Annotated in this window: 10 protein-coding genes; all 10 read right to left on the bottom strand. The window is 47.7% G+C overall.

Annotated elements, in window-relative coordinates; all coding sequences use genetic code 11:
* Positions 1-403: hypothetical protein (locus L7A20_RS11670; protein ID WP_237223653.1), on the bottom strand; the 403-nt coding region annotated here is incomplete at its 3' end.
* 287 nt (positions 404-690) lie between these two features.
* Positions 691-822, bottom strand: coding sequence for a hypothetical protein (locus L7A20_RS12015; RefSeq protein ID WP_272879231.1), 132 nt, complete (start codon positions 820-822; stop codon positions 691-693).
* A 294-nt stretch (positions 823-1,116) separates the two neighbouring features.
* A complete protein-coding gene (locus tag L7A20_RS11675) occupies positions 1,117-1,557 on the bottom strand; it encodes a hypothetical protein (protein WP_237223654.1) in 441 nt (146 codons plus the stop codon).
* 286 nt (positions 1,558-1,843) lie between these two features.
* Positions 1,844-2,236, bottom strand: coding sequence for a hypothetical protein (locus L7A20_RS11680; protein WP_237223655.1), 393 nt, complete (start codon positions 2,234-2,236; stop codon positions 1,844-1,846).
* A 4-nt stretch (positions 2,237-2,240) separates the two neighbouring features.
* Complete coding sequence (locus L7A20_RS11685) at positions 2,241-2,570, bottom strand: hypothetical protein (protein WP_237223656.1); 330 nt, start codon at positions 2,568-2,570, stop codon at positions 2,241-2,243.
* Complete coding sequence (locus L7A20_RS11690; RefSeq protein WP_237223657.1) at positions 2,554-3,444, bottom strand: hypothetical protein; 891 nt, start codon at positions 3,442-3,444, stop codon at positions 2,554-2,556. The genes L7A20_RS11685 and L7A20_RS11690 overlap by 17 nt, the downstream gene beginning before the upstream one ends.
* A 922-nt stretch (positions 3,445-4,366) precedes the next feature.
* Entirely contained in the window at positions 4,367-5,515 is a 1,149-nt protein-coding gene (locus L7A20_RS11695) for a hypothetical protein (protein ID WP_237223658.1), read from the bottom strand.
* Positions 5,516-5,692: 177 nt separating this feature from the next.
* Positions 5,693-5,974, bottom strand: coding sequence for a hypothetical protein (locus tag L7A20_RS11700; RefSeq protein ID WP_237223659.1), 282 nt, complete (start codon positions 5,972-5,974; stop codon positions 5,693-5,695).
* Positions 5,975-5,996: 22 nt separating this feature from the next.
* Positions 5,997-6,350, bottom strand: a complete 354-nt coding sequence (locus tag L7A20_RS11705) for a hypothetical protein (protein WP_237223660.1) — start codon at positions 6,348-6,350, stop codon at positions 5,997-5,999.
* A 51-nt stretch (positions 6,351-6,401) separates the two neighbouring features.
* On the bottom strand, positions 6,402-6,758 hold the full coding sequence (locus L7A20_RS11710) for a hypothetical protein (RefSeq protein WP_237223661.1): 357 nt from the start codon (positions 6,756-6,758) through the stop codon (positions 6,402-6,404).
* Positions 6,759-6,908: the final 150 nt, after the last annotated feature.

The following is a 6,908-nucleotide window of genomic DNA, read 5'->3' on the forward strand; positions in this document are numbered from 1 at the left end:
ACAAACGATACCCATACCCCAGTGCATAATCCCCCTCAGCAGGTAACTGAAAAGGAGGAAACACCAACACCACCTGCTGACCCCGATACCCATCTAACTCAGCAGCCATCTCATCCCAAGACCCAGCGGGAGAAGGAGACAAAACTTTAGACACATAGACAGTTCCGCACTCCTGCGTACGGATCTTCAACTTAGTACTGGAAGTTGATAACCCGCCGGTACCACTGCGGTTATTGGAGACTTCTGCAGAGATGATGGTGCACTGCTTATCGATAGTGTGCGTCTGCCGATATTTTTCACCTAAAGGAATACCGATAAAGATGATTCCTGATAACAGTATCGAAATAATCGACAAAACAACCCCACGGCGAGACCCCGCCTGCGGCTTACGCTTCTTCTTCATTATTCACTTACAACTTTCGGTGTAGCCACCCGAATACTATCAGCAGACCCCGTGCTCACCGTCCCCGAACCACCACTCACAGCAGACTTGGCACCATCCTTAACCGAAGAATTAGCAGCCTTCTGCCCCACACTAAGAGCCTTAGCACTAGCAGCCTCTGCCTTCGTCGCAAACCGCCCAGCACGAGCCGCATTCACCGCAGAACCTACCTTGCCCACTACAGACACCGCAGCATCACCAATCAAAGTATCCAAACCAACCTTCTTCCAGCCACTGATATGTAAAGGCTATTCGATAGGTTCCGTAGAAGTAATACCAAAGGAACCCAATGCATCAGGGAACTGAACAAACTTCGTCACAAACTCAAACTTCTTACCCTCATTAGCTTGCAAGAATTCAAGCAAGGCTGCATCGTTCATATCTTCCGGGTACTTGGTGTGAGTAATAACGATAGTTCCACAGTCACTACTTTGAACATGGATAGAACGATAGGCACTGAGACCCCGACTGCCTCCTGAGCTACTGTTGAACTTAGCTGAATCGACTGTGCAGACTTGTTGGCCCTCGTGCAGTTCATTAAGAACGAACCTGGCCCCAAGGCCGATGAAGAGAAGCCAAGAGCAACTGGTGGTAGTGACTGAGTTGTTAATTCCGCCTGCGAGCACAGACCCCAGCGCCCTTATTATCTTGCCAGAAGTGGAACAAGCAGAGGTTTAACGACTCAAATCCAGGCCTTTAATACCAACGATGTCAGTATCTGAAAAAGGGAATTGCCAGTAGCCAACATCCACTGTTACCGTCTGCCCCTCTAAAAGATCAATACGATCAGCAACTTCGCCATGGGTAAGCCCATGACGGGGACCGTAATATCTCATGCCCTCGCAGTCAGGGCTTTTAACATAAATATAATAACTACTAGAGGAGGACTTGGAACCAGATGATCCCGCAGCTGCCCCTGAAATGGTGCATTCTTTTTCGTAGTTGAAGATTTTGTTGAAGGGGGTGGCAAATAATAGTGTAGTGATACCAAATACCATAGGTAAGCCAAAAACCAATACGAAAATCCCCGCCCGAATACGCTCCCTACGAGTAACAGGCTTTTTAGCTTTCTTCTCATCTCCATTTTCTAATGGATTCTCACTATTCACTTTCATTACTCCTAACACTCTCATCCACAAGAACTTCAACTACCAATCTCACGTCACCAGAGCATCAGAGGGTATCACATCAACCCTGTGCCATGTTGCCTACAGCTGGAGGTATCTACGGTTCTATTGATGATTGTAGGGCGAAAATACCAGAAAATAAGATATTTCCCTAAATTCTATTTCATATTCGCAGGCGAGATGGTGGGGTGAATACTATCCGCTTAGTATAGATTGACTTGTTGAAAAATTACTAAAATGCCAGAATTCCTTATGGGTGATTGCTGAAATTATACTATAGAATTTCAGCAGGTTGCAATTTTTTACATATGTTCAAAAATTCTATAAATCTATCTTCGGTAAATACCGCTTGAACTTGATTATCTTTCATGCCCATAAAGGTAAGAACCCAACGGTCTGCGGGGATGCCTCTGGTGATATCCCCAAAATATGTATCTTGAGCTACGCTTTTCACGTGCGTTAGAAATACATCGCCAACGTTTGAGTACGTTGCAACGATATTTATATTAGAAACATCTAGGTTGGAAACACTGAAAATGGCCCATCCATCCCATGTTTCTACCCTGATGCAAGGAATCTTAACTTCTGACCTGAATAATGGTTTGAAGGTATGGGTAAAAGTCGATATCTTTAACTCTTTTCCGTTGGAATCTTTAAATATACACATTTTTTTACTTTGAACTTTTTCGAATAAAGCAGATTGAAGCTAGGGATCCAGTTAAGAACGCGAAAAAAGCGGTTAGGCCATATTTTGAGTATTCAAACAGAAGGTGGTCTGAAAAGGGTAGTGCCACCAATGGAATAATCATTACTGAAATTATTAATTTTTCAGGAATTAGCGTGGTGTATATCAAACCTACTGCAGATACGGCAGTGAAAACTTTTATTCGGCCCGCAAAATCCCCAGCCAAAAATGAAGGAAGCAGAACTATGTAGGAAAAAATAAATAAAATAATTGCAGCTGCCTTGAGATTGTCTGAAAATTTACTGGTAAATTTCATCTGTACCCCATCCAATAATTGCCCCTGAAGACGCGCTTCCCCAGCGAGCTAAGCTATTTGGTTGGCTCAAGTTTAGTGCCCCTGTGAGAGTACGGGGGTGGAAGTAGGGCACTTGAGACATATAATTCACGCCATGCATGTTAGTGACTCTAGCAAAGTAATCAGATTTGTTAGCTATAAACCCACCCATCATGTTTGAAGAAGTGGAAGATAGGCCTGTAATTCCTGCTTTTGTAAAATTAGCTTCTTTACCTGAAACAATATCTTCTGCTAGAGACCCAACACTACCTCCTGCAAAATTAATCAAATTTTCACTTATCTTAGCAATACTCCCACCTGAATTTTGACCAAATTTTTGAGCAATCGTTCCTCCCATAGGCCCTGCTAGGCCACCGGCCATGCCGCTTATAGATCCACCGCTTACAGTACCTGCAAATTCCCAAGGGTTACTGATGCTCCAGTTATTTTTTGCAAGGTACACTGTTCCAGAAGATATTCCGCCAACGGTACCATTTACGCCGGCGTTAATAGTAACGGCTCTTAGGGCTTGTCCTGCTGGTGCGGATACCATGGCTGCCTTGCCGATTTGGGCTGCCCACCCTCCTAAAGCACCTGTTGCAGCGCCAATAAGTGCATCAGTACTGACTTTACTCCAGTCAACAATGCCCTTTTGCGCTTTTTGAGAAGCTACGGATATACCTCCAGCGGTTAACGCACCAGAAGCAGCTATAAGTGCTAAGCCAGCTGGCCCACCCACGCCTGTGAACATTAAGCCTACACCAGCAACAATAGCTGCCCCAGCAGCAATATATTCCCAGTTATTTTTGGTCCAATCCCAAAGACCAGCAGCTCTGTCAGCTAACTGCCCGCCCATACGTTCCCAAGCACGAGCAGAACTATCCTGCCGATACTCCCGAAACTCCCCAGCCGTCATCGGAGACAAACCCCAAGGATCCACCAAACCCACCGGAGCATTCCCCACAAACGCATACACATTCGCACCCCAACCAGCACCCACCGGTGAGTAAACGTGGGTAGTAACTACGTGGGTACTCTATCGGTGTGTTGTACCCAGCGTCCTAGCCCTTCATAGACGTACTGGCTGAAACCAGTGTGCGAGTTCTCGAGGCAAATAAGTTGCCCAGCAAGATCATAGGTGTACTCAATGACCAATATCAGCAGCAGTTTCTTCGCGGGTTAGGAACCCTGCAGTGTGTACCCTGGTTGGTGATAGCTGCTGTGAGTTGATGGGCGTCATCGTAGGTGTACAGGTGTAAGCCATCTACGGAGTCAATAATCAAGCCGTCAGGGCTAGTTTGTGAGGAGATGAAGGACGCTAGTTTCTTACCCAATGGAGCATCAGGTAAGAAACCAGGTCACTTATGTTCTACAAAACGAACCCTAATCCTTCTACCCGATCCCCCTCAGCAGGTAGCTGAATAGGTTCAAAGAGCAACGTCATTTTCTGACCTTGATACTTATTTACTTCATCTGCCATCTCTTGCCAAGAGGCACGGTACCCAGGGTCTGCGACACTCGAGATATAGACGGTTCCACAATCTGAAGTATGGATTTTGAGTTTGGTACTGGAGGTAGCGATCCCACCGGTGCCACTACGACTGCTGGAAACTTCAGCTGATTCGATAGTGCATTCACGGCTCACTGGGTGTGTCGTGTTGTACCAGTTAAACAAAGGATACCCACCAAAAATAAGAAGAGCTACACAGAGTCCTATTATCGAAAAAACCTTCTGTTTCTTAGTCTGTCCCGCAGGCACTCTTTCCTTTCCCATAACTTTATTCACCACCAGGTCGAGGAGTTGCCAGTCGAATACTATCAGCAGCCCCCGTGCTCATCACACCCGAACTACCACTCACAGCAGACTTGAAACCCTCCTTAATCGCATTTCTCCAGGAAAGATTTTCTTCTTGAGGTGTCACAGCATAGTTACCCATACCAGATAAGAAATCCGCTATTCGGTCAATACCGAAACCGCTCACAGCGGTTAATCCTTTATTCAACGTCATGACATCAGCAGCTGCCGTACCTACTACTTTTTGTCGTAGCGGTGTAATCCTCGGCGACAACACCCCAACTCCCAAACCAGAAACCGTCGCCCGCACATAACCACCCACAGTATGCTCCTGAAAATCACCTAAACCATACGCCAAATTATTACTAGCCACATTAGAAGTAACACTCTGCACCGTCTGACCAGAAAGCGAACGAGCATAACCACCCAGATCACCATAATGAGCAGCAACCTGACCCAACTCATCCGAACGAGCAGCCCAAGCAGCAGCCTTCTGCCCAGCATGAGAAGAACGCACAGCATTCACATACCGCATCGGATTAAAGACCGAAGAATTAGCAGCCTTCTGCCCCAAACTAAGAGCCTTAGCACCAGCAGCCTCAGCCTTCGTCGCAAACCGCCCAGCACGAGCCGCATTCACCGCAGCACCAGCCTTACCCACTACAGAAACCGCAGCACCTCCAAGGCCACCAGCAACACCACCAATCAAGGTATCCAAACCAACCTTCTTCCAGTCCACAGTTCCATCAGCATTCTTATTTGTCAGAATAGACAAACCACCAGAGAGCAAACCACCACCGACAGCGCCAGCAACAATCAGCCCAACCGGCCCGGTAGCTACCAGGGCAGCAATAGAAACTACGGTTCCGGCAATAATAGCAGCGGTAGCGATAGCTTCTGCGTGTTCATCAGCCCACCGATGTAGCTGCCCGCCCATACGTTCCCAAGCACGAGCAGAACTATCCTGCCGATACTCCCGAAACTCCCCAGCCGTCATCGGCGACAAACCCCACGGATCCACCAAACCCACCGGAGAGGCCAGCGGGTCAGGAGAAATAAACCCACGCACCCCAGGGCCATAAGCACGCACCCCCAGGATCTCCAGGCCAGCGACCTGCAAAGACCCAGCCACGGTCACCCCAAAACCAGGAATGGCAGAAGTCGAAGAGGCGGCAGTAGAGGAGGAGGAAGAGGCAACAGCCCCAACAACCAGTCAGGACGCCACCACCCCAGCCACCCGGGACAAAAGAAAGGAAGGGGTGTCGGCACCCAGCCAACACCCCAACAGAAACAACTATCAGCTCAGAACCTAAGCCACATCACCAGACCCCGCAATACGCCTAGCACGCAACCCACGCACCTTATCCCCACCAATCGAGGCATAGGTCATCAACCCAACAAACCAATACACCTGAGCAGAAAACGTCAAAAACAAGGACAAAAGAACAAACCCAAGAACCACACTCACCAAACCCAAAGGGAAATACAAGACCCCAAACTTCAGCGCACTAGAAGTATGCCCCGCCAACATATTAGCCAAGGGAATATTCACACCAGCCACCATCAAAGCAGCAAGCACACCAAGAAGCATAACGCTTTACCTTTCCAAAAAATTATTCAACAGGAGTCGTCGAAGTAATACCCTCCGAGCTATAAGCATCATTACCCAGAGAGGTGCCCCCAACCTGAAACTCAAACTTCTTACCGATATTGGCTTCAAGGAAATTTTTTAGCCCCGCCTTATTCATTCCCTCAGGCATACTCATATCGGATACGCTCAAAAGACCACATTCCTCAGTCTGAATACGCACAAAAGCAGTCGGAGTTCCTCCGGGTGAAGCTGACACCATCTTGACCGACGAGACCGTACACACCTTATAGCTCGAATCCCGATCATTGATATACAAGATCACCTGTATCACACCGATGATAATAATCAAAATACCAAAAATAATATACCCAGCCACAGAACTTTTCTTCCGCCCCATAACACTCCTTCCAAACAAAAACTCTTTTAGCTACTCATCAGAGCTCAAAGCCCTACGACCAGACTTACCCAGGCCGGTAGCCATACCCTTTCCTGTTGCTTTCATCCCGGCATTGTGAAGATCTGTAGTGTTCCATTCAGAGGGTGCCGTCAAAACCATAGCGTTACCCACACCCACCACATAATCCTTCGCCCGATCTAACCCATAATCCGCCACAGCATTACCTGTCTTCGGCACCACCGGCTTCAAACCACCCATCAAACTACCACCACCAGTAGCCACAGCCATACCCCCAACACTCCAATCCTCACGCACACTAAAACTACCAGTCTCCGGCATCGTATAAGTCAACCCATTTGACACCCCACCAGCAGCAGAACCATTCACACCCTTACCCAACCAGGTCTCACTGATATGTACTGGGTTCAGTCCACACCTTCCACCCACACCCCACCGGAAGGAATAATAAAACCATGCCCAACAAATACCCCCAAGAATTCAAAGAACGAGCGGTACGACTCGTCGGTGACCGACTGA

Origin of the sequence: Rothia nasimurium, from assembly GCF_928381415.1 — a bacterium.
Taxonomy (GTDB): domain Bacteria; phylum Actinomycetota; class Actinomycetes; order Actinomycetales; family Micrococcaceae; genus Rothia; species Rothia nasimurium_H.